This is a genomic window from Leclercia sp. UBA1284 (assembly GCF_002308415.1).
Classification (GTDB): domain Bacteria; phylum Pseudomonadota; class Gammaproteobacteria; order Enterobacterales; family Enterobacteriaceae; genus Enterobacter; species Enterobacter pneumoniae.
The window spans coordinates 151,278-173,576 of record NZ_DBUS01000008.1 but is presented as its reverse complement, the minus strand read 5'-3'; the positions used below and the strand labels follow the sequence as shown (position 1 = coordinate 173,576).

At 58.1% G+C, this 22,299-nt stretch carries 10 protein-coding genes; 9 read left to right on the top strand and 1 reads right to left on the bottom strand.

Annotation, left to right across the window (positions count from 1 at the left end):
- Window position 1 precedes the first annotated feature (1 nt).
- Window positions 2–1,024 carry a GlxA family transcriptional regulator gene (locus B3511_RS18295; protein WP_040078417.1) on the bottom strand — a complete coding sequence of 341 codons (1,023 nt, stop codon included), beginning with the start codon at window positions 1,022–1,024 and terminating at the stop codon, window positions 2–4.
- 866 nt (window positions 1,025–1,890) lie between these two features.
- On the opposite strand from B3511_RS18295, the gene B3511_RS18290 reads away from it, so the two are divergent.
- The 9 genes from B3511_RS18290 to B3511_RS18250 all read left to right on the top strand — a co-directional run bounded on the left by B3511_RS18290 (window position 1,891) and on the right by B3511_RS18250 (window position 22,283).
- A complete protein-coding gene (locus tag B3511_RS18290) occupies window positions 1,891–13,560 on the top strand; it encodes a BapA/Bap/LapF family large adhesin (RefSeq protein WP_286787186.1) in 11,670 nt (3,889 codons plus the stop codon).
- 206 nt (window positions 13,561–13,766) lie between these two features.
- On the top strand, window positions 13,767–15,167 hold the full coding sequence (locus B3511_RS18285) for a TolC family outer membrane protein (protein ID WP_286787185.1): 1,401 nt from the start codon (window positions 13,767–13,769) through the stop codon (window positions 15,165–15,167).
- Complete coding sequence (locus B3511_RS18280) at window positions 15,164–17,350, top strand: type I secretion system permease/ATPase (RefSeq protein WP_040074351.1); 2,187 nt, start codon at window positions 15,164–15,166, stop codon at window positions 17,348–17,350. The genes B3511_RS18285 and B3511_RS18280 overlap by 4 nt, the downstream gene beginning before the upstream one ends.
- Before the next feature lie 10 nt (window positions 17,351–17,360).
- Window positions 17,361–18,530, top strand: coding sequence for an HlyD family efflux transporter periplasmic adaptor subunit (locus B3511_RS18275; RefSeq protein WP_154298883.1), 1,170 nt, complete (start codon window positions 17,361–17,363; stop codon window positions 18,528–18,530).
- A gap of 165 nt (window positions 18,531–18,695) precedes the next feature.
- Window positions 18,696–19,232 (top strand): hypothetical protein, encoded by a 537-nt coding sequence (locus B3511_RS18270; protein WP_233800811.1) that lies wholly within the window; start codon window positions 18,696–18,698, stop codon window positions 19,230–19,232.
- Between the two features lie 851 nt (window positions 19,233–20,083).
- Window positions 20,084–20,269, top strand: coding sequence for a general stress protein (locus tag B3511_RS18265; protein ID WP_040074347.1), 186 nt, complete (start codon window positions 20,084–20,086; stop codon window positions 20,267–20,269).
- Window positions 20,270–20,363: 94 nt separating this feature from the next.
- Window positions 20,364–20,858, top strand: coding sequence for a ferritin-like domain-containing protein (locus tag B3511_RS18260; RefSeq protein ID WP_286787182.1), 495 nt, complete (start codon window positions 20,364–20,366; stop codon window positions 20,856–20,858).
- A 30-nt stretch (window positions 20,859–20,888) separates the two neighbouring features.
- The gene (locus B3511_RS18255; protein WP_286787181.1) at window positions 20,889–21,395 is read left to right on the top strand and encodes a ferritin-like domain-containing protein; all 507 of its coding nucleotides are present in this window, start codon (window positions 20,889–20,891) and stop codon (window positions 21,393–21,395) included.
- Between the two features lie 15 nt (window positions 21,396–21,410).
- Window positions 21,411–22,283, top strand: a complete 873-nt coding sequence (locus B3511_RS18250; protein WP_286787179.1) for a manganese catalase family protein — start codon at window positions 21,411–21,413, stop codon at window positions 22,281–22,283.
- Window positions 22,284–22,299 lie beyond the last annotated feature (16 nt).

Here is a 22,299-nt window from a genome sequence, read left to right as displayed (position 1 = left end):
CTTACTCTTTTACCAGCTTTTCCACTTCCCGCCGCCGTTTTCTGAACGAGCCCGGCGTTTCGCCATACTGCTTACGAAACCACGAGATGAGATGGGTCGCATCGGCAAAACCGGTCGCTATAGCAATAGCGCCGATGCTGTTGCTGGAGTCGGCCATCAGTTTACGCGCCCGCTCCAGACGCATACGTCGCCAGTACACCGCCGCCGAGTGGCCGGTACACTTCGTAAAGATAAGATTAAGCTGGCGGAATGTGACGCCAGCAAAATCTGCCACCTCTGCCAGCGGCACCGGAGAGTCCAGATGATGCTGCATAAACTCAATGACTTTATTGACCAGCTCGTTATCGTAACCATCCGGTTCGCTGAGCGGGGCTTTACGTTTCGCCTGGCGTGTCGGAGCCTCTTCCACCAGCAAATATTTCAGGACCTTTTGCGAACGTACCAGTCCGCAATGCTGACGAATCAGATCTGCCGCCAGGTCGATGGCCGTACCGCCCGGACACGTAATGATCCCGCCATCTTTGATGTAGGTTTTATCAATAACAGGGATGGCTTTCGGAAAACGCAGGCGGAACTCATCCCGGGTGGTGAAGTGGATGGCGCAGTGACGCCCGTCGAGCAGCCCGGCGTTACCCGCCACAAACGCGCCGCTACAGAGCGTGATAATAGGGATATTACGCGCATGCAGATCCCGCAGAGCCGTTAACAACCAGCCGGGCGGCTGGCGCGTCTCCTCCAGCAGACCGCCCGCCACCACGAAGTAATCCCAGGGTTTGCTGAAATCTAACGCGGCGGTGGGTGAGACCGGCAACCCGCAACTGGCGGTAACGGGCTTATCATCGCAGGTCATCCACTCCCAGCGGCAAAAGATTTGCCGACTGGAAAAGGATTCATCAGCGGCAAAACGCAGAGATTCAACCAACCCGGCCACGGAGGCCAGGGTAAATTGCTTCATCAGCAAAAAACCAATGGTGAGGTCAGGTTTTGGCTCAGTCTGGCTTATGGGAGGTGTTGAAGGTGACATAATTTCCGGCTCATCAAAAACGTGTGCACCCATAAACTATACCCTTTTCATCTTGTTACGCCCTGCGTTTTTGTTGCTTTGTGCGAGCCCGCTACTCAAAAAGCTTAACAATAATTTTTACGCTACATGACTTTTGCCGGTGCGCTATGCCTTCGTAAAAGTGCTCTGCACTTCGGATAAATATCAACGTATTGGGAACTATATCTCTGGCCAGCCATTAATTAACAGCGAAAATTAAGCCAAAATCCCTTACTTTATTTACCACCGCGTCAGTAGCAGTCTTTGGTAATACAGGCAAATAAACTTATATATAAAAATAATCGCCCTTAAATATAATATATTCACTCTTAACTTAACTAATACTAAAACAGTAACCCACAATTACTTAAATGAAATTTTGTGATTACGATCGAATTTCTCGCACTTTCAGGCCTACGTATTACAGCCCGCACCGAGCGCGCCATCGCAGGCCAGGCAAGGCCTACAGCGGTGGAACGCAGGGTAAATAGAATTAAACGCGTTATTAGGCACTTTTAATTAGCTTCACTTACCTTTTATTTACGCTTCCTTAATTTGCGCTTTCCTCGCTTAAGCGCTATATCAAATTCATACGCAATAATTTGATATCACCATAGTTTATAGGGAATAAAAACGCCCAAAAACGCACACTAATATCGACTCGCACCTCATGTGCAACATTGCAATACCTCTTATTTTTCCTGAGACGTATTGATTGCCTTATTAACCAATTTCAGTGCTGAACTATTTTAAATAATAGTTTTGCCGCTGCGGATACCTTTTATCTATGGGAAGGAATGGCCCCAACCTGCGCGCCATTTCTACGCACTCTGACGGGAGTATTTCGAATGAGCAAGATCACTGTCCTCTCCACATTGACGAAATCAGAAACCACTATGGAGGGGACTCAGGTCATTCTGAATAACCCCTCTATCGTCACGCTCCACGTGGGCCGCGCCGATATTGCAGGTTACAGCCGCAGCAACGACGATCTCGTTGTTCGCCTGACGTCAGGTGAAACCATTACGCTGAAAAATTTCTACGCGGCGGGCAACGGCAGCCAGCTGGTGCTGGAGGAGGCAGACGGTGCGCTGTGGTGGATTCAAGATCCGCTGGCAGCTGAACAGTACGAGTCAATTGCCTCAACCGAGGCGCTGCTGGCCGGTGGTGCCACCGGTTCGGCAGGTGAAGGGGCAGTATGGCCCTGGGTACTGGGTGGTCTGGCGGTTGCCGGTGGGATTGCCATCGCCGCAAGCGGTGGTGGCGGCGGCGGTGGTGATGATGATGATAATAATCCCCTCCCTCCGAATCCGGGCGATCCGGATACGACAGCACCCAATGCGCCAACCAACCTGCAGCTCTCCACAGACGGCACCACAGTTACGGGCTCTGCCGAGCCGGGCAGCACGGTAACCATTCGCGATGCCAACGGGAATATCATCGGCAGAGGCCAGGCCGGGAGCGACGGCAAATTCTCCATTGGTCTGGACGGCCCCGTTAATGCGGGCGACACCCTTACCGCCACGGCCACAGACAGCGCGGGCAACGTCAGTAAGGAGACCCAGCTTGCGGTAACCGACACCGTTGCGCCAGAGGCGCCAACCAACCTGCAACTCTCCACTGACGGCACCACCATCACCGGCTCTGCGGAGCCTGGCAGCACGGTAACCATTCGCGATGCGAACGGGAATATTATCGGCAAAGGCCAGGCGGGGAGCGACGGTAAATTCACTATCGACCTGGGCGCTCCCGTTAACGCTGGCGAGACCCTTACCGCCACAGCCACAGACAGCTCGGGCAACGTCAGTAAAGAGACTCAGCTTGGGGTGACAGACACCGTCGCACCCGACGCGCCAACGATAGTTCTGGTAAACGACGATGTGGGCAGCATCAAAGGGCCATTGACCAGCGGTCAGAGCACGGATGATACCCGTCCAACCTTCAGCGGGCAGGGTGAAGCCGGGGCCACCATCACCCTCTTCGATAACGGCAAGCAGATAGGCACCACTAAAGTGAGCGCGGACGGTAGCTGGAGCTTTACGCCAGGCAGTAATCTGAGCGAAGGGATCCATAATATTACTGTGAAAGCGACCGACGCGGCGGGCAATACCAGCCCGGCCTCCGCAGGTTTTACGGTGATTGTCGATATTACCCCTCCTGCCGCGCCTACCGCGGCCATCGTCAATGACCAGAGCGGCAGCGTAGTGGGGGCAGTGCAAAACGGACAGAGTACCGATGAGACTCAGCCCATCCTGACCGGGACCGGCGTGCCGGGCAGCAAACTTACGATCTACGATAATAACGTCGTCGTTGGCACCGCCACGGTGCAGCAAAACGGCACCTGGAGCTTCAAACCGACGGCCCCCCTGAACGAAGGTTCCCACACCATTACCGTGCGGGAGAGCGATGCCGCAGGCAATATCAGCCAGCCTTCCGCCCCTATTACCTTTATCGTTGATACCACGCCACCCGAAGCGCCAACGTTAGATCCGATGGCGCCAGAAGGCATTTTCGTTACCGGCAAGGCCGAGGTAAACAGCACCGTATTTATCTACAGCGGAACGACCTTGCTGGGTCAGGCCTCGGCGGGTGCAGACGGCACCTTTAGCGTGCGCCTGACCCCGGCACAGACCGACGGCCAACAGCTGAACGTGGTGGTACAAGATACCGCGGGCAACCGTAGCACCCCAGTAAACTTCGATGCCACCGACTCCGGCTTCCCGGACTCCCCGCTGATTGTTCGTGTGGAAAATAATAACGGCGCGGATCCGGTGGCGATTGGTAACGGCCAGCCGACCAATGACACGACGCCGCTTATCAGCGGTACTGCGGCAGCCAACGCCACGATTAACCTGCTGATCAACGGGACCGCATACGGCCCGATCGCGGCAAACGGAAACGGTGAGTGGAGCTTCTCGCCTCCTGCCCTGCCCGATGCCGACTACGTGATTACCGCCACCGCGACAACCCCAGCCGGCACCAGCGGACCGTCGCTGACCTGGAATTTCACCATTGATACCGCCCCGCCGACCGCTCCCGATGACGTTGAAGTCTCCGGAAACGGCACGCAGGTGACCGGTATGGCCGAAGCGGGCAGCACCGTCACGGTGAAAGATGCCGATGGCGATACCATTGGCACCGCGACGGCGGGCCCGGATGGCCGCTTTACCGTCCCGATTTCACCGGCTCAGATCAATGGCGAAGCCATTACCGTGACGGCAACAGACGTTGCGGGCAACCCGAGCACCGTGACCAATGCCAACGCGCCAGATATCACCGCACCAGAGATCCCGCAAAATGTGGTGGTGGCACCCGATGGCGCCAGCATTACCGGTGATGCGGAACCGAACAGCACCGTCATCGTTCGCGATCAGGAAGACAATGTGGTGGGCCAGGGCCAGGCCAACAACGACGGTAAATTCGAGCTGACGCTGGATCCACCGCAAACTAACGGCCAGCTGCTGGACGTCACGGCCAGTGACGGAAATGACAATACCAGCGTGCCGGCGCAGGTCGACGCGCCGGATACTACCCCACCAGCCGCACCGGGTGACCTGGCGGTAAGCCCTGACGGGACCACCGTCACCGGCACCACCGAGCCGGGCAGCACCGTCACCGTGAAGGATGGCGACACCACCATCGGCACCGGCAAGGCAGATGATAGTGGTAATTTCTCTGTCACGATTACTCCTCCGCAACGCAACGGTGAAAGCCTGGATGTCAGCGCCACCGACCCGACCGGCAACCCTGGGCCGGCTGCATCGGTGAACGCGCCGGACACAACGGCACCGGAAGCGCCGGTGATCCTGAGCGTCAATGATAACGTGGAGGCCAACACCGGAAATCTGGATAACGGTGCCACCACCAATGACAATACGCCGCTGATTAGCGGTACCGGCGAGCCGGGCTCGACCATCACCCTGCTGAATAATGGCGTCTTCCTGGCGACCGTCACCGTGCTGGAGAATGGCAGCTGGAGCTATACGCCTGCCGCCCTTACCGAAGGCGGGCACCTGTTCACGGCAACCTCTAAGGACGCGGCGGGCAACGTCAGCGGGATATCAAACAGCTGGAGCATCACCGTTGATACCGCCCTGCCTGATGCCCCGACGATCGGCACCATTATCGATAACGTAGAGGGTGGTGCCGGCACCGTCACCAGCGGTCAGCCCACCAACGACGGCACCCCTACGATTAACGGTACCGGCGAACCTGGTGCGACCATCAGCATTCGTCTGGACGGCGAGGAGCTCGCCAGCGTGACCGTCCTGCCGGACGGGACCTGGACATATACCCCGACAACGCCGATCGATGATGGGGATTACACGCTGACCACCGTCGCCACTGACGCGGCGGGGAACGTCAGCGAGGCATCGCCTGATTTCACCCTGAGCATCGATACCCGGGTGCCGGGAGAACCGACAATCGGCACCATTACCGACAATGTGGGTCCTAACACCGGGCCGATTGCCAACGGCGCGGCCACCGACGACACCACGCCAACGCTTACCGGCACCACCGATCCGGGCACGACCGTGACCATTTATGATGGTGACAACCCGATCGGCACCGCCACGGTTCAGCCTAACGGCGACTGGAGCTTTACTCCGCAGGTTCCGTTGACGGAAGGGCCACATACCCTCACCGTGGTGGCGACCAATCCGGCAGGCACCGCCACGACTTCTACCCCGGTCAACCTGGTGATTGATACCACCGCGCCGGAGACCCCGGCTGCGCCAGCGGTCACCGCCAACCCGGACGGGACCACGCCAACGGATCTGAGCTCGGGCAGTACCACGCGCGACACTACGCCAACCCTGAGCGGCAGCGGTACGGAAGGGGATATCATCACCATCTACAACGGTGACGAAGTCCTTGATACGGTGACCATTCCGGCCGGTGGCGTCTGGACCTGGACACCGACAGAGCCGCTGGATGATGGCACCTACGATCTCACCCTGACGGTGACCGCCCAGGATGGCGCCGGCAACAGCAGTGCGCCGTCGCAGGCGGTCTCTATCACTATCGATACCGATCCACCGGCGGTGCCGGATGTCCCGGTGGTGACCGACAACGTGGCCCAGGGCACTGGCCCGGTGGCGGACAATGGCAGCACCAACGATCCGCGTCCGGTCCTGAGCGGTACCGGGGTGGCGAACGATGTCATCACCATTTACGACAGCGCCTCCGCCAATCCTGGTAACGTGGTTGGCACCGTTACGGTCGATGCTAACGGCAACTGGAGCTGGAGACCTGAGGGCAACCTCACCGAAGGGGATCACACCTTTACCACCACCGCCACCGATCCGGCGGGGAACGCCTCTTCTCCATCTGGCGGCATCACGGTCACCGTGGATATCAGCGCGCCGGAAATTCCGCTGATTACGGCCGTGGGCGGAGCCGGTAACGGCGGTGCCACAGGAGATACCACGCCTGCGATCACCGGCACCCTGGAGAACGGAGACGGTGATGCCACCGAGGTCATCATCTATAACAATGGGGTCGAAATCGGCCGCGTGCCGATTACCGACGGCGCCTGGACCTTTACCCCAACGACCCCGCTGCCCGATGGGCCGCTGAACCTTACCGCCGCCGCGGTGGATGCGGCGGGTAACCTGAGCGCCACCAGCCCGGCCATGACCGTCACCATCGATACGCTGGCCCCGTCCGTGCCGCAGATTGACGCGGTAGAAGGCGCCACCCTGGTGGGTGACATACTCTATAGCCGCGACAGCACACCTACCATCACCGGCACCGGTGAACCGGGCAGCATCATCCGACTCTCTGTCGATGACAACATCGTAGGCGAAGCCGTCGTGCTGCAAGACGGCACCTGGTCGGTTTCCGTGCCTGAGGAAAATATCCTGGGCGATGCGACCCACACTATTACCATTGTTGCTACCGATCCCGCCGGGAACACGGCTACCGGCGAGCCGATCTCCCTGACGGTCGACACCGCGCCGCCAGATGCACCGGAGGTGACCGCCCTGGCCCCTGAAGGCACGCCGCTTACCGGTACCGCCGAGGCCGGCTCCACGGTGATCGTTACCGACGATGACAATGTCGAACTGGGCCGCGGCGTGGCCGATGCGCAGGGCAATTTCAGCATCGCCCTGTCACCGGCGCAAACCAGCCAGACCACTCTGACCCTAACCGCCACCGACGCGGCCGGTAATCTGGGCGCCGCCACCGAATACACAGTGACCGACTCCGGCGTAGATCTGCCGGACGTCCCGGTCATTACCACCATTATTGATGGCGAGGGCGCGGTAACGGGGGATGTGAAAGGGAAAACCTCTGACGACCCTACCCCGACGCTGAACGGCACCGCACCGGCAAACAGCACGGTGAACATCTTCCTGGACGGCAACCCTGTGGCGGTGGCGACGGTGACAGCTGGCCCGGATGGCACCTGGACATGGCCAGTCACCCCGGCACTCACCGAAGGGGCTCATAGCTTTGCGGTCAGCGCGACGGAGAACGGCGTCACCAGTGGCCTTTCACCTGCGGCAAGCGTGACGATCGACGTGACCGCGCCGAACGCGCCGGTGATTGGCGCGGTAACTGACGATGTCGCGCCGGGCACCGGGCCGCTGACCTCGGGCCAGACGACCAATGACGCGCAACCGACCCTCTCCGGGCGTGGCACGCCGGGTGAGACCATCACCGTCTACGACAATGACACCCCGATCGGCACCGCACTGGTCGGTGCCACCGGTAGCTGGACCTTTACCCCTACCGAGGCGCTCGGCGAGGGCAACCACTCCCTGACCATTACCGCCACCGATCCGGCGGGCAACGAGAGCGATCCGTCCGCAGCCTTTACCCTGGTGGTAGACACCGTCTCCCTCACGCCGACCATCACCAACGTATCGGATAACGTCGATCCCGTTCAGGGAACCATCCCTACCAATGGTGTGACCAATGACAACACGCCGACCCTGACCGGCACCGCAGAGCCTAACAGCGTGGTCACCATCTCCGATGGCAACACGGTGTTGGGTACCGCCATTGCCAACGCAAGCGGCACCTGGACCTTCACCCCAACCCTGGCGGAAGGCACACATAACTTCACCGTCATCGCCACCGATCCGCAGGGCAACGTCAGCGACGCCTCAACGCCATGGACGGTGGTGGTCGATACCACTGCGCCAACCCTGCCCGTTATCACCAGCGTGAGCGACAACGTGGAGGGGGGCACCGGCAATCTGACCAACGGACAGCTCACCAACGACGCCACCCCTACCCTCACCGGTACGGGTGAAGAGGGAAGCACCGTTCGTATTCTCGATGGCAACACGGTGATTGGCAGTGTGGTGGTCGGTGAGGGAGGTACCTGGTCCTTCACGCCAGAACCGGCGCTGACAAACGGGCCGCATAGCCTGCGCGTCAACGCTATCGATCCGGCCGGTAACGTGAGCGCGAACTCACCGGTCTTTACTATCACGGTAGATATCACTCCGCCGGCCGCGCCTGTCATTACCAGCGTGGTGGATGATGTCGGTCCGGCGACCGGTACCCTCGCCAGCGGGGCCTCGACCAACGACAACCTGCCTACCTTCAACGGTACTGGCGAAGTGGGCGCCACCATTCGGATCTTTGACAACGATGCGCTGATCGGCACCGCTGTGGTCAGCGCTGCCGGCACCTGGACCTTTACGCCGACGACCGCACTGACCGATGGGCCGCATGTATTCAGCCTCTCCGCCGTCGACGCGGCAGGCAACACCAGCTTCACCTCCACGCTCTATAACCTGACGGTGGACACCGCCGCGCCGAATACCCCAACGCTTCTCAGCGTCACCGACGATCAGGGCCCGAACACCGGAACCCTGACCAGCGGACAGGCCACCAACGATCAGCAGCCAACGCTGGCAGGTACGGCGGAGGCCGGTGCGATCGTGCGTATCCTCGACAACGGCGTGCAGATTGGTGAGACGACGGCCGGGTCGGACGGTCGCTGGACATTCTCCCCTGATTCCGCGCTGAGCAACGGCAGCCATACGCTGACCATCACGGCGACCGATGCGGCGGGTAACGTCAGTACACCGACGCAGGGCTTCGTGGTGGTGGTTGATAACGTGCCCCCGCAGGCACCGCTCATCAGCCAGGCTATCGATGACCAGGGCAGCATCACCGGCCCTGTCGGCAGCGGTCAGCCAACTAACGATGCGCAGCCGGTGCTGAACGGCACCAGCGAACCGAACGCCGTGGTGCGCGTCTTTGAAGGCGACACGCTCATCGGCCAGACTCAGGCTAACGCGGACGGCAGCTGGTCGCTGCCTGTCGAAACGGCGTTCCTGGACGGCCAGCACGTGCTGACCGCAAGAGCCGTCGACGCGGCAGGCAACGTGAGCCCGCCATCGCCAGCCTTTACCCTCAACATTGACACCCAGCCACCTGCCACGCCGGTGCTGGCCAGCGTGACCGACGACGTTCCGGCAGGTACCGGGCCATTGACCAACGGCCAGACCACTAACGACAACCGACCAACCCTGGCAGGGACGGCCGAGGCGGGCTCAACGGTAAGTATCTACGACGGTACGACCCTGTTGGGCACCGTTGTGGCCACAAACGGTAACTGGACCTTCACGCCAACGACACCGCTGGCGGATGGCAGCCATAACCTGACCGTCACCGCCACCGACGCGGCGGGTAACAGCAGCACGGCAACCGGTGGCTTTACCATCGTGGTGGATGCCACCGCACCTGCGGTGCCAGTGATCACCACCATCGTGGATGACGTCGGGTCAATTACCGGCCCGGTCACCAGCGCGACACCGACTAACGACAACCGGCCAACCCTCAACGGCACCGCGGAAGCGGGCGCGACGGTGACCATCTATGACGGCACCACCGTTGTGGGCCAGGCCGTCGCGGATGCGAACGGCAACTGGAGCCTGCCACAAACCAACGTGGCCCTGAGCGAAGGCCAGCATAACTTTACCGTTACCGCCACCGATGCAGCGGGTAACAGCAGCGCCGCCTCGCCCATCACCTCCATTGTGGTGGATACCGTTGCGCCGCTGCAGCCAACCAGCCTGGCGGTGGTTAATAACGGCACCCGCGTCACCGGTCTTGCCGAGGTGGGCAGCACCGTGACGATCACCAGCGCCAACGGTACCGTTCTGGGTACCGCCACGGCGAACGGTGACGGCACCTTTACCGCAACCATCTCCCCGGCACAGACCAACGGCGAAGCACTGCAGGTCTTCGCCACCGACCGGGCGGGTAACGCGGGCACGACCTCCGCCGTGACGGCACCGTTCACGACGCTGCCGAATGCGCCGGTCATTACCACCGTTACCGATGGTGAGTCACCGGTGACGGGCACCCTGACCAACGGTCAGGCCACCAACGACGCAACCCCGACGCTGGCCGGTACCGCGCAGCCGAACTCTACGGTCACCATCTATGATAACGGCGTCTCTATCGGTACCGCACAAGCTAACGGCAGCGGCGCGTGGACCTTCACACCGACGACAGGGCTGACGGAGGGCTCACACGCCTTCACCGCCACGGCGAGTAACGCCACCGGTACCGGCCCGGCGTCGACGTCTACCTCGGTGATCGTGGACACCCTGGCGCCGAATGCACCGCAGGGTACCTTCAACGCCGATGGCAGCGTATTGAGCGGCACCGCCGAAGCGGGCAGTACGGTCACCATCAACACGCCGAATGGTTCGTTCACTACGGTCGCCAATGCTAACGGAACCTTCAGCTACACCTTCCAGCAAAAACAGGTCGACGGGGAGCAGATTACCCTTACGGCGACCGATGCTGCGGGCAACGTCTCCACTACGTTCCCCATTACGGCGCCGGTTCTGCCGCTCTCTGCCAGCGATAACGCGATTGAGCTGGAGCTGGGAACGACCGCTACGGTGACCAATACCCAGTACAGCGATTATGGCTTCCTGCTGGTGGGCGCAGTGGGTAACGTGCTGACGCTGCTTGGCAACGACACCGCTCAGGTGGACTTCACCGTCGGAGCGGGCGGCAGCGCCAACATGACCATCGACGCTAACGCCACTGGGGTGGTGCTCTCGCTGCTCAATACCCTTGAGCTGGTGGTGCAGCGCTGGGATGCGGTCAATAACACCTGGACTACGGTAGTGGATACCGGCCTGCCGCAGTTTGCCAACCTGCTGACGCTGGGGGCGAGCGGGGTAACGCTTAACCTCAACGATCTGACGGGCGGGCAGTACCGGGTACTGAGCTATAACACCAACCTGCTGGCGACAGGCTCGTATACCAGCCTGAACGTGAATATCACCGAAACCAGCGCGGGCACCTTGACCGGAGAAACGGCCCAGAGCGGGAACGTGATTGATGACGTGGATCCGACCACGGGCAGCGACACCGCCCCGATCGGGACGCTGGTCACCAGCATAACTAACGCACTTGGCCAGAGCGTCGCGGTTAACGCCACCGGCGATACCGTTGTTCAGGGGCAGTACGGCACCTTAACTATCCGCAGCGATGGTACTTATACCTACACCCTGAACAGCAATGCCGGTCCATCAGTTCTGGGTCGCACGGAGAGCTTCACCTATACCCTTACCGGTGGCGGCACTACCGACTCCGCGAAGCTGGTGATTTCGCTTGGCCAGGGCACCGTCAGTAACGGCGTGGTGGCGACGGACAACACCGCCTCCCTGACCTTCGATACCACCGTCAGCGCGGTAGATAACGGCCCGTCTTCGCAGGGCGGCTTCACCGTGGTGGGTATCAATCTTGGCTCTACGCTGGGGCTGAACCTGCTGGACGATCTGAGCAATCCGATCATCTACAACGTGGAAGAAGGCACCACCCGCACCATGACCATTCAGGCCTCGGTTGGGGGTGTGGCGCTGGCCTCCACCTTTGATCTGTACGTCTATAAGTTCAACGAAGCGACGCAGACCTTCGAGCAGTATCGCACCGTGGCTAACTGGCTGCGTGCCCCGCTGCTCGGCGGCACCTCGCCGCAGTTAACCCTGCAACTGCCGGCCGGGGAGTATCTGTTCCTGCTTAACACGGCGGCGGGGATCACTGCCCTGACCGGTTATACCCTCAACGTGCTGCAGGATCATGTCTACAGCGTAGAGAGCGTGTCGGCCACCACCCAGGGTGATGTGCTGTCGGATGACATCGTGCCGAACGGCACGGTGGTCAGCCAGGTGAACGGCGTGGCGGTGAGCGCCACTGGCGTCACCACCATCGAAGGGGAGTACGGTACCTTACGTATTAACGCTCAGGGGGAATACACCTATACCCTGCGCAGCGGCGTAGGATCCAACGGGATTAACACCCCTGACACCTTCGTCTATACCGTGCGTACGCCGACCGGTGTGACCGATACCGCTTCACTGAATATCACCCCGACGGCGCGTCCGCTGGATGCGGTGAATGATGTGAGCCAGGCGGTGGACGTGGCCTCGGTCCACCATACCGCGGCTTACTCAGACACCACGGTCGGTTCTGCCAGCTGGACATCGGCACTGCTGGGCGCCACCCAGGGCAGCGGCAGCGGTACCTTTGTCGTTGATGCCAATACCGCGCTGCACAACGTGGTGCTGAACTTCAACGTCGCCTCGCTGCTTAACCTGGGCGGGCTGACGGTGAACTGGACCCTCTCTCAGGGCGGGACCACCATTCGTACCGGCTCCTTCGGCGGCGGTATTCTGCTGGGAGGCAACGCTTCTATTAACCTGACCGGCCTGGATCTGGACGCGGGCACCTACACACTCAGCTACACCGGCCGGGTAGGTGCGCTGAGCGTGGGGAATATCACCATTACCCCGAGCGTAACCGGCACCAGCTTCTCGTTGTCCCAGTTCGACTCCACCAGCGGCCATACCGTTAACGGCAATATCTTTGACGGTACTGACTCTCAGGGGGCCATGGATCAGCTGCACTCGGTAGATACGCGTCTGAGCATAACCGGCTTTAACGGTGTGACCTCAACGATCGATCCGTACGAGACCAGCAGCGCCACGGTGACCGTACAGGGGCGTTACGGCACCCTGTCGATCGAAGCCGATGGGGATTACACCTATACCCTTAAAAGCGGTGTTGCGCTCTCCAGCATCACGACCAAGGAAGTCTTCAACTACACTCTGACTGAGGGTGGAAAAACCGACACAGCCTCTCTGACCATTAACATGGCGCCGAAATTTATCAGCTCCGAACACAATGATCAGATTACCGGCACCGTGTATGGCGACACCCTGATTTATCAGGTGTTGAACAACACGGCGGGCAATGCCACCGGGGGCAACAGCAGCGGCGATCACTGGACCAACTTCTCGCTCACGCAGGGCGATAAGATTGATATCGGCGATCTGCTGGTGGGCTGGAACGGACAGAGCTCGACGCTGGGTAATTACATTCAGGTGAGCACCAGCGGCAACAATACGGTGATCTCCATTGACCGCGATGGCACAGGAACCGCCTACGCTAAATCGACGCTTGTCACGCTGAATAATGTGCAAACCACCTATGAGGAGCTGGTGTCCCAGAATCACATCATTACCTAATGACGCTAAAAACAGACCCGGGCGCGTGCCGCCCGGGCTGAACACAATAGAGCTATACCCTTCATCATTCGAGCTGCATGACAAAACGCCTTATGCGTTTTGAGGTGCCCTGCAGCGGCCCCGCAGGACAAGGCCCTGGAATGAATCGGGTAATAAAGCCAGCCTGAATGATGACGGGTATATATTGATTTTTTAGGGATAAAAGCATGGATAAAGTGTCTTGCTGGTGGCTGTCGTGCTGCCTTTTTTCCACCCCGCTTTTCGCGGAGATATCGCCTACCGTTATTAATCCTGCGCTTTTAAGCGAACAACAGGAACTCCCCGCCTTAAATGGCCGCGTCGCTCTGCCAGCCACCAAACCCCCATCCGGAACGCTAACGGTACAGGACGCCGTCACCCGCGCCGTCACCTGGCATCCGACTATTCGCGAGGCGGTGGGCAAGCTCTATGAACAGACAGAGCAGGTGGATGTCGCGAAATCGAAATACTATCCCCAGGTCAATGCCGGGATGGAAAACGGCTATACCCATGACGGCTACGACAACGGTTTTACCCCCTCGCTGGTGCTCTCGCTTTCGCAGATGCTGTACGATTTTGGCAAGGTAGCAAGCCAGGTACGGGCGGAAAGCGCCGGCGTAGCCCAGCAGCAAGCCAACGTCCTGGTCAGCATCGATACCATCGCCCACGACACCGCCCTGGCGCTGGTGCAGGTGCAAACCTGGCAGCAGATGGTCGAGACCGCGAAAGAGCAGCTCGATGCCCTCTCCTCCATCGGCACGCTGGCACGCCAGCGTAATGACGAAGGGGCCAGCTCGCTGTCGGATGTGGTGCAGACCGAAGCGCGCATCGAGGCGGCGCGCGCCCAACTGATGCAGTATCAGGCAAGCCTGGACAGCTCCCGCGCCACGCTAATGAGCTACCTCGGCTGGGATAACCTCAATACGGTGAGCAATGACTTCCCGCAAAAGCTGGGAAAGAGTTGCGATCTGGCAGAGCCGGATGACCGCCTGGTTCCGGCCGTGCTGGCCGCCTGGGCGCAGGCCAACGTCGCCCAGGCCAACCTGGATTATGCTAATGCCCAGATGACACCGACCCTTTCACTGGAACCGGAGGTGCGTCACTATCTTAACGATCGCTACTCGGGCAACGATGTGCGCGACCGCACCCAGTATTCGGCCTGGGTGAAAGTCCAGATGCCGCTCTATCAGGGGGGCGGCCTGACCGCTCGTCGTAACGCCGCCGGCCACGCGGTGGAGGCGGCCCAGTCAACGATCCAGCGCACGCGTCTGGAAGTGCGAAGAGATCTGCAGGAGTCCCGCAGCCAGGTGCTGAGCCTGATGAGCACCCTGCAGATCCAGGCCCGTCAGGAAACACTCAGCCAGCGCACCCGTGAACTCTATCAACAGCAGTACCTCGACCTCGGCTCCCGTCCGCTACTGGATGTGTTGAACGCCGAGCAGGAGGTTTATCAGGCACGCTTTACCCAACAGCAAACCGCCGGACAACTGCACCAGCTTCAGCTGAATTGTCTCTACAACACCGGGCGCCTGCGCAACGCGTTCAGCCTTGATAACCGCACTATTCAGTCCGTGGAGATCCAGCCATGACGCAAAACGATTCAGATCAACAGGCGCCCCTCAGCCAGCAGTCGCTGGAGCTGTGGGCGCAGGCGTTTGGCTACGTGGCGACGCGCTACCGGGTCACCTGCTCCCCCGGCGCGCTGGTCGCCAGCGCCCCCTGGCTAAAAGATAAGCCCAAAATCCCGGCGTTGACCGGGCTGGCGCGCGACGCAGGATTAAGCTTTAAGCTCTTGAGCAACGAACAGGCATCTATTAACAGCTGGCGCTTGCCGGTGGTGGCGGAGCTGGACGATGGCAATATCGGCGTAATCGAACATTTTGACGGAGAAGATACCCTCGACGTCTGCTTCTTCGACGATAAAACGCACGTCAATCGCCTCTCGATGAGCGCCCTGCTGCCCAAAATCCGCCACGTGGTAGCCTTACGTCCGCTGTCGGCGCTGAAAGACAGCCGCGTGGATGCCTATATTTCGCAATATCGTCCTGACTGGCTCTATCGGCTAGTCATGCGCGACATGCGCCCCTATGCCTACGTGATGCTGGCGGCACTTTTCGTTAACGTCCTGTCGCTGGCGGGTATTCTCTTCTCGATGCAGGTCTACGACCGGGTCATTCCGGCGCAGTCCTATCCCACCCTGTATGTGCTGACCATCGGGGTGCTCATCGCCACGCTGTTTGGTTTTTTACTGCGAATGGCCCGCAGCCACATCATGGATCTGCTGGGTAAACGCGCGGATTTACGCGTCTCTGACCGCGTCTTTGGGCACGCCCTGCGCCTGCGCAATAGCGCCATTCCCCGCTCTACCGGCAGCTTTATCTCGCAGCTGCGCGAGCTGGAGCAGATCCGTGAGATGGTCACCTCCTCCACGATCTCGACGATTGTCGATCTCCCCTTCTTCCTGTTGTTTGTGGTGGTGCTGGCGATTATCGCCCCACAGCTTGCATGGATTGCCCCGGTGGCGGCGGTGCTGATGGTGCTGCCCGGGCTGCTGTTACAAAAAAAGCTGGCGGCGCTGGCGAAGCAGGCGGCCCACGAGTCAACCCTGCGTAACGCGGTACTGGTGGAGAGCGTGCAGGGGCTGGAAGATATCAAGCTGATGCAGGCGGAGAACCGGTTTTTACAGCAGTGGAACAGCTACATCCAGATTACCGCCGAGTCCGGTCTGCGCACCCGCGAGTTGACCCAGAACCTGATCAGCTGGGGAATGACCATTCAGAGCCTGGTGTACGCCGCCGTGATTGTGGTGGGTGCCCCGATGGTGATCGAAGGGGAGATGACCACCGGTGCCGTGGTGGCCGCCTCGATGCTTGCCTCTCGCATGGTGGCGCCCATGGCCACGCTGTGTGGCGTGCTGGCCCGCTGGCAGCAGGTGAAAGCCGCCAAAGAGGGGCTGGACAGCATTATGCAGTTGCCCACCGAGAACCAGCGTGAAGAGACTCCTATCCGCCAGGATGTGTTGCGCGGTCACTACCTGTTTGAGCAGGCCCAGTTCCGCTATGGCGGCGAGGAGCAGCGTGTGGCGCTGCGCATCAACCGCCTGGAGATCAAACCTGGCGAAAAAGTGGCGATCCTCGGGCGCAACGGCGCGGGAAAATCGACGCTGCTGCAGGCGATGATCGGCGGCATGGATCTGATCGACGGCGAATCGCGAATAGATAACATCAGCCTGCCGCATCTCGACGTGGCCGATCTCCGGCGTAACGTGGGGCTAATGACCCAGAATGCCCGCCTCTTTTACGGCACCCTGCGTGAAAACATTACCCTCGGCACGCCGCGCGCTACCGACGAGGAGATCTTCCAGGTGCTGACCATGTGCGGTGCCGCGACCTTTGTCCAGAAACTGCCGAAAGGGCTGGATCACCCGATCATGGAGAACGGCGTGGGCCTCTCGGGCGGCCAGCGCCAGTCGATTCTGTTGGCACGTATGTTCCTGCGTGACCCCAATATCGTGCTGCTCGACGAGCCGACCGCCTCGCTGGATGAACATACCGAGCGAGAATTCATTCAACATTTGCAGGCCTGGCTGGGCAACCGCACGCTGATCGTCGCCACCCACCGGGTGCCGGTGCTGGAGCTGGTAGACAGGGTGGTGGTGCTAAAAGAGGGGATGCTGGTGATGGACGCGCCGAAAGCACAGGCATTAAGCAATAGCCGCATGCAGCAGCAGGCAAACGGACGGGAGTGGAAAAATGAAAATCAGTCAGCGTGACGCCGCGGCGATGGATGACCTTGATAACGCGCTCGGCAGCGAGAGCGGCTATACCGGGGCGCGCAATATTATTCTCTTTACGCTGGCGCTGTTTGTGGTGCTGGGCGCCTGGGCCTGGTGGGGGATCCTCGACGAGGTCTCCACCGGTACCGGGAAAGTGATCCCCAGCTCGCGTGAGCAAAAGCTGCAGTCGCTCGACGGGGGGATCCTTGCTGAACTGATGGTGCATGAGGGGGATCAGGTGCAGGCCGGCCAGGTCCTGGCGCGGATGGACCCTACCCGCTCTGAATCCAACGTGGGGGAGAGCGCAGCGCGTTATCGCGCCTCTCTGGCCTCCAGCGCCCGCCTCTATGCCGAGGTGAACGACCTGCCGCTGAAGTTCCCCCCTTCGCTGGCAAAGTGGACCGATCTCACCGCCAGCGAAACCCGGCTGTATAACTCCCGCCGCGCTCAGCTGGAAGATACCCAGCGCGAGTTGCGACAGGCCCTGGCGCTGGCCAATAAAGAGCTCGCCATTACCCAGCGGCTGGTGAAAACCGGTGCTGCAAGCCATGTGGAAGAGCTGCGTTTACAGCGTCAGAAGAGCGACCTGGAGCTGAAGCTTACCGATGTGCGTTCGCAATATTATGTGCAGGCCCGCGAAGCGCTCTCGAAAGCCAATGCCGAGGTGGATATGGTATCGGCGGTTCTGAAGGGGCGTGAGGACTCAGTGACGCGGCTGACGGTCAAATCCCCGGTACGGGGGATTGTGAAAAACATCAAAGTGACAACTATCGGTGGCGTTATTCCGCCCAACGGTGAGCTGATGGAGATTGTACCGGTGGACGATCATCTGCTGATCGAAACGCGTCTTTCGCCGCGTGATATCGCTTTTATCCACCCTGACCAGAAGGCGCTGGTGAAGATCTCCGCCTATGATTACGCCATCTACGGTGGGCTGGAAGGCGTGGTCGAGACCATCTCACCGGATACGATTCAGGACGAAGCCAAACCCGAAGTCTTCTACTACCGGGTCTTTATCCGCACCAATCAGGATTACCTGGTGAACAAGGCAGGAAGGCACTTTTCGATTGTGCCCGGAATGATTGCGACTGTGGATATTAAGACCGGTGAAAAGTCGGTGCTCGACTATATGATCAAGCCGTTCAACCGCGCAAAAGAGGCGCTGAGAGAGCGGTAATTTTTTCGAAGGCCCTCGCCTCCAGGAGGGCCCTTCTTCCCGTCAGGTCTGAAGCCGCCTCGCAAAATTTATATTTTCACCCTTCTTTAGAGCCGAACCGCTTCCCGAGCCGTCACGACTGATTAAAACTTAGTCTAAGGATAGATATTGCTCAGGGAGGGCAAAATGGATGAACAGGCGGGCTGGCAAGCACCCTTTTGTGAAGACTGCGGTCATGGGATGGTGTACCGAACCTTTACCCTTGGCGGCAGGCTCTATGCTGTCGGATTTGAGAAAGTAGACGTCCTGCAAGATTTTACACATAAAGGGGGCAGTATTCTGAAATTTACTGCCTCTGCTTCGCGCTCCTTCAATAATCTGTGGGCTGTTATTTTCGACGAAATAGATCATGAAGCCCTGGATTTCAAAGGGTTCAGGCATATTCCGCATTCTGGCCTTTCGGGTGGACGCGTATTGTTTAAAGTTGCACGTATAATTTTTGAGCATTACTCTGCTGCGAGGGCTGGTGCCTATGTTTTTTCTGCGGCCACTGACCCTCTCGGTTTACGCAAGGACGACCTGGTAGATCTTTACAGTCGGATTTTAGGTCTGACTGGCTATCCGAAAAGTCGATTGTTCAAAACGTTGTTTAACGGATGGCAGGCATATAGCAACTGCGCATCAGGAGGAAGGGAATATGTCGTTACCACAGATCGTTACTGAGCCCCATGTCACCACACCTGAGCTTCTTTTTATAGAAATGAGTAAAAGGCTACGGCTGGCAGCATGCCGTGATATTCGTAATAAACTCAAATCAGGAGAAATAGCCTTTACGAATGGGCGTTTCACTGGCGAATGTCTACAGGTTGAGCGCCCTCCACGTCGTTGATTTATAGTGAGAACGACCCGGCAAACTGAGCCACACTCGCCGGGTCGATGGCACATTAGCCTGTTCTTGCCGCTTTCGCCTCATACTATGGATGCAAAATCTCACTTATTTTCTTCATCATTGCCAACACATTTTTATGGAATAATTAATAGTGATCTGGAAATTTATATAGAATATATTTCAAAATGAATCCAACGTGACTCACCAATAATAAACAATCAGTTTTTTTATTTTTATACTATGGTCGACCCCTTACAGCAGTAGATTATTTAAGCAATTCTCAACACTCCAACAGTGATGCCATTAACCGGACTGCAACCCCCTTCAGAATAATTAAGAATTGTCTCAGCAATTTTATTTTTTTATAGGCTATAAGCCCTTAAAGCAGTTATGTAAACTTACGTAAAGAACCCCGCCACGTCTGGCACTCAATGCTGAACCGCAACGTAAAAGTAATTTAGCGCTGCGCTTAAGCGGAAGAGCGATGCAATACATCATCTTGCCGCAGTTTATTATAAAAACAAGCGAAGCGATAATATGTTAAAAAAACAAAACCCTCAGTGAAATATCTAAAAACATCGATTTGACTCCTTCCGAATAAAAACTAAATTTAATCCTGAACGACATATTGATACGAACACATCGTATCTTAACTGACATAAATGCAACATGTGAGGGTTGAAATATGGCAGATCAACGTGGTGGTTCAGGTAATTTCTCTCAAGACCGTGAAAAAGCGTCTGAAGCAGGGAAAAAAGGTGGTCAGCAAAGCGGCGGTAACTTTAAAAACGATCCGCAGCGTGCCTCTGAAGCTGGCAAAAAAGGGGGTCAGAATAGCCATGGTGGCGGACGGAAATCTGACAACTCCTAATTAGTTTTTCATCTTACTAGTGAAATGAAAAATGAGAGAGCTGCGGGCTTGCGGGCTCGCAGTATTTTACTGTCGTCAATAACGGAGCGATCTTATGAATATGAAATCTATGGAAGATGTTTTTATTCATCTGCTATCAGACACCTACAGCGCAGAAAAGCAGCTGACGCGTGCGCTAGCGAAACTTGCTCGTGAGGCTTCAAGTGAAAAATTGAGCGCCGCCTTTAAAGCGCACCTTGAAGAGACGCAAGGACAGATCGAACGTATTGATCAGGTCGTGGAATCTGAACCAAACCTGAAAATCAAACGAATGAAGTGTGTTGCGATGGAAGGCTTAATTGAAGAAGCCAATGAAGTCATCGAAAGCACCGAGAAAAATGAAGTCCGCGATGCGGCGTTAATCGCTGCGGCGCAGAAAGTCGAACATTACGAAATTGCCAGCTACGGCACCCTGGCGACCCTCGCCGAACAGTTAGGTTATCGCAAGGCGGTAAAACTGTTGGCTGAAACGCTGGAAGAAGAGAAAGCGACAGATATCAAACTGACTGATTTGGCCGTAAGCAACATCAATCAGAAAGCCGGTAAATAATAACGTTGCAAACACACTGAGGAACAGACTATGAATCACGTAGAACATTACCATGACTGGCTACGCGATGCTCACGCGATGGAAAAGCAAGCCGAATCCATGCTCGAATCGATGGCCAGCCGCATAGACAACTATCCCGATGTACGCGCGCGTATTGAGCAGCACATCACCGAAACCAAACATCAAATTACTGTGCTGGAAGAGATCCTTGATCGCAATGATATCTCGCGCTCGCTGGTAAAAGATTCCATGAGTAAAATGGCAGCCCTGGGTCAGTCCATCGGCGGTATGTTCCCGTCAGATGAGATTGTTAAAGGCTCCATCAGCGGCTATGTTTTCGAGCAGTTCGAGATAGCCTGTTATACCTCTCTGCTGGCGGCAGCGAAGAAGGCTGGCGATACCGCATCAGTACCTGCGATTGAATCTATTCTTGCCGAAGAGCAGCAAATGGCCGACTGGCTGATCCGTCATATCCCGGATACCACGGAAAAGTTCCTCCTGCGCTCCGACGCCGATGGCGTGGAAGCGAAAAAATAAATCACAGGAGAGCCTATGTTTCGACACGTAAAACAACTGCAATATACCGTGCGCGTCGCCGAGCCCAATCCGGGCCTGGCGAACCTGCTGCTCGAACAGTTTGGCGGCCCTCAGGGTGAACTGGCTGCCGCCTGCCGTTACTTCACCCAGGGGCTGGGGGATGACGATCCAGGGCGTAAAGATATGCTGATGGATATCGCCACCGAAGAGCTTAGCCACCTGGAGATTATCGGGACGCTGGTTGGCATGCTTAATAAAGGCGCCAAAGGTGAACTGGCAGAAGGGATCGAAAGTGAAGCTGAACTCTATCGTTCGCTAACGGCGAACGGTAACGACAGCCACATCACCTCGCTCCTGTACGGGGGTGGTCCTCCGCTGACTAACTCCGCAGGCGTCCCCTGGACGGCGGCCTATATCGACACCATCGGTGAGGCGACGGCGGATCTGCGCTCCAACATCGCGGCAGAAGCGCGCGCGAAAATCATTTATGAGCGTCTGATTAACGTCACCGACGATCCGGGCGTGAAAGATGCGCTGGCTTTTCTGATGACCCGCGAAGCGGCACACCAGCTCTCCTTTGAGAAGGCGTTGCAGTCCATTCGCAATAATTTCCCACCGGGGAAATTGCCACCCATCGAGCAATACGCCAACACCTACTACAATATGTCTGAAGGTGGTGAAGTACGGGGCAGCTGGAACAGCGACAATAACTTTGAATACGTCGCTAATCCGCAGCCTGCTGTTGATGGGGGAGATGGCAGCGCGTCTGTGTCTCTGTCAAAAGAGCAAAGCGCCCTGCTTAAAGCGATGGCTAAACGTACCGAGTCGGATCCGAAAGCCGACCCTCTCACCGGCGCAGAACTGGGTGCCGGTAAGAAAAAAGCTTAACCCCTTCTACTATGCC